Genomic DNA, 3,253 nt, shown 5'->3' on the forward strand with positions numbered 1-3,253 from the left:
CCGTGTACCGGGAACGATCGAGTCCGGGTGGTATGCATCCGGGATCCATGGATGAAAGAGTGGTTCTTTCCAGGCTTCTGCAGAAGCAATCCCAAGAAGCGGGATCTCATGGCTGTCACACCATTCACGAAGAGCGGCTTTCATAGGTCAGACAGTGATCCCTGCGATTGCAAGGAGTATAAGGATGACGGCACCAGGGATACCGCCAAACGCACAGATCAAGACCGTCGCCCAGGTGATCGGGATATCAGGAACACCAAGAAAGGAGAGGAGATGGAAGGTATTTGTGATAAATAGGAGGATGAGACCTGCTGCTGCATTTGCAAGCAGTGTCATCCCTTTCTTAACACAAAAATACAGTGTGGCGATCAGCGCCACAATGACCAGAAGTGGAATGATGATCTCAAACATGACCCGCCATCACCCGACAAGGCGCATCCCGCTGATCCTGACCGGCGGAACGATCACTGAACCAACCCGCCGCGGAGTCGGTCCCATACCTGTGATCTGGCCGAGCATCTCAAAAATATTTCCTGCGATCATCGCCTTTCTTACCGGCTGCTGGCAGATACCATCCTCCATGATAAAGGCGTTCTGGACTTCAACCGAGAAATCTCCCGTGAGCGGATTTGCGGTGTGCGCACCAATCACATCATTGATTGAGATGCAATGGCCTTCACCCGGCTCCTGCATCGTTTCAGCTGAGAAGACCAGGGTATGGAGGCCTATCGAGACCCCGCCTGCAACTCCCCCTCGTGCGGCATTGCCGGTACTCTCTTTGCCAAACCGGTATGCGGTCTTCAGATCATAGACAAATGATTTCAGGACGCCGTCTTCAATGAGGACATTCTTTCTTGTGGGAACGCCCTCGGCATCGAAACGGCAGTTCCCAAGCCCACCGGGATAGAAGGGATCGTCAATCACTGAAAGGTGTTCTGCTCCGATCACTTCGCCCAGCTTCTCTGCCAGAAACGATCTCCCCATATGGACAGATCTCCCGTTGACTGCTGATTGAAGCAGTGAGGCAACGAGCCCCGAGAAGGCAACAGGGGAGAGGAGGATATCATAGGTCCCGGTCTCAATCGGAACCCCGTTTCGGGATGTCGAGGCAAGTTCAGCCGCTCTTCGTCCGATCTCAAATGGATCGATATCAAGGGAGTACGAGCGATCATATTCAAAACCGGTCGACTGATCCGCAATCGTCTCCAGAGATGCCGATACTGAGGTGTGATCCTCTTCATACCAGATACCTTTTGAGTTTGCAAGAAGGACTGAACCCAGTGAAAGTCCGGCACCGCCACCAACAACTTCGGCTTCCGGATACGCAGACGCCCCTTCAAGGAGCCTGTTGCAGTATGAGAGGGCGATATCAGGATCGGTTTTGACAGCACTGTCAAATGAAAGGGATTCGCCCTTCAGGGGAACCGGATCGGGCAGTCCGCCCCAGGGTACCGGTTCTGCAAGACGTGCGCTTGAAATTGCCGAGTCCAGGCAGACTCGCCAGTCCGCTATGGTGCTTGTACTTGATGATCCGATCCGGCCGGAATCGATTACGCGGATGATCAGCCCTGTTCCAAAGGATTCTCCTGCATAAGCAGGAACGGAGCGTTTCATCTCTATTGAGACGCTCTCACTGGTAAGGAGGGCAACTTCAACCTCATCTGCGGAGTGCAGCCCTGTCCCGATGATCTCAGTTACGATCTCTTTATACATCGCCACTACCTCCGATGATAGCCTCAGAGAGGAGTATGTGGGGAGATCCATCAGAAACAGGGACACTCTGCCCACCTTTTCCGCAGTATCCGGGATGCATTTTGAGATCGTTCCCACAGAGGGTGATCGCGTGCAAGGTCGAGAGGATCTCGCCGGTGAGCGAGACATCCCTGACCATCTCAGTCAGCTCGCCCCCCTCGATCAGGTACCCGAACTCGGCATTAAACTGGAAGACGCCACGGCCGGGATCCACCTGGCCGCCGCGTGAACCGCCAAGGAGAATACCATCCCGGCATTCCTCGATCATCTCATCGTACCGGGCATCGCCGGGGGCGATATAGGTGTTGCTCATCCGGACAATCGGGAGATCTCCGGGCATTGCACGTGCATGGCCTGCATCGCCGTTACCGACTGCTGCAAGGGTTTCCCGGGAATGCAGGTACCGCTTCAGGATACCATCTTCGATGATTGCGGTTCTCTTTCCGGCAACACCCTCGGCATCGACGGGCTCAAACCCGAATGCATGCATGGTCGGATCGTCGATGATGGTAACGATCGGGCTCCCGATCGCAGTGCCGATCCGGTCTTTTAAGACCGAAGCACCCTCTTTCACAAGATCCCCCTCGCTCGCATGTCCGACTGCCTCATGGGCAAAGACACCGCCGAGTTCCGGGTCAAGAACTGCCCGCATCCTGCCTCCTTTTGCCGCACGGGCATTCAGAAGAGCCACTGCACGAGTGCCCGCCCTGATACCGTCATCAGTTCTGCCCCTCAGGTTGAGGCCGTCGATCCTGTGATCGCGGACATACCCCATCTGCATCGCACCGTTCTGCTTTGCAATTGCCATCACAGAGAATCCTGACCGGCACGTCGTATAGGATACCTCGTATCCGGTAGAGTCGAGGAAGGTAACCTCTTCAAAGCGTTCCGTATAGGTGCCGCGGGTGTTTGATACACCGGGAACTTTGGCAGCTTCAGTAATCTGCATCAGGAGTGTTCCCTTCTCTTCGAGCGGGATCTCTGTCGGATCCTCTTTCACCGGAGGAACCGGGAGAAGTTTCCGATCAGGCGCATCTGCAAGCACCACATCTTCTGCAGTCACCACTGCGGCTTTCTCAGCCCGGAGGAGGTAATCACGGAGTGCTCCTTTATCATCGGGATTAAACGGTGAAACTGCGACAATTCCCCAGCCACGTGGGCCGAGTGCCCGGATGATGGCCTTTGAGAAGAAGGTGACACCGGCAGATTCGATCTCACCATTATCGATATCAATGCCGGTATGCTCTCCGCTGACATGGCGGAGATCCCAGTACCTGAGTCTGGAATCCACGCTCAGACAACTCCCGGTTCACTCTGGATCGGTGGATTTGGAGGAATAATCGCATGTTCTGCAAGTTTCTTCAGCTTGGCGAGGAATCCTGCACGGTTTGTCGGAACCAGTGCCTGCTCGAGGATCTCCTCGATATGGGAGACCGGAATAATCTCAATCATCTCCCGGTACCGCTCCTCAATCAGCACATCACCTGCATTTGATTTGGGG

General features: G+C 54.8%; 4 protein-coding genes. All 4 read right to left on the minus strand.

Features of this window, described 5'->3' with window-relative positions; translation table 11 throughout:
• Positions 1-147: 147 nt before the first annotated feature.
• Positions 148-411 (minus strand): pro-sigmaK processing inhibitor BofA family protein, encoded by a 264-nt coding sequence (locus QCH34_RS09435; RefSeq protein WP_300333280.1) that lies wholly within the window; start codon positions 409-411, stop codon positions 148-150.
• A gap of 9 nt (positions 412-420) precedes the next feature.
• Positions 421-1,713, minus strand: coding sequence for a metallopeptidase TldD-related protein (locus tag QCH34_RS09440; protein ID WP_300333283.1), 1,293 nt, complete (start codon positions 1,711-1,713; stop codon positions 421-423).
• Positions 1,706-3,043 carry a TldD/PmbA family protein gene (locus QCH34_RS09445; protein WP_300333286.1) on the minus strand — a complete coding sequence of 446 codons (1,338 nt, stop codon included), beginning with the start codon at positions 3,041-3,043 and terminating at the stop codon, positions 1,706-1,708. The genes QCH34_RS09440 and QCH34_RS09445 overlap by 8 nt, the downstream gene beginning before the upstream one ends.
• Before the next feature lie 2 nt (positions 3,044-3,045).
• Positions 3,046-3,253, minus strand: a 208-nt coding sequence (locus QCH34_RS09450) for a hypothetical protein (RefSeq protein WP_300333289.1), incomplete at its 5' end; no start/stop codon positions are given.

This window comes from Methanocalculus sp. (assembly GCF_029762515.1).
Taxonomy (GTDB): domain Archaea; phylum Halobacteriota; class Methanomicrobia; order Methanomicrobiales; family Methanocorpusculaceae; genus Methanocalculus.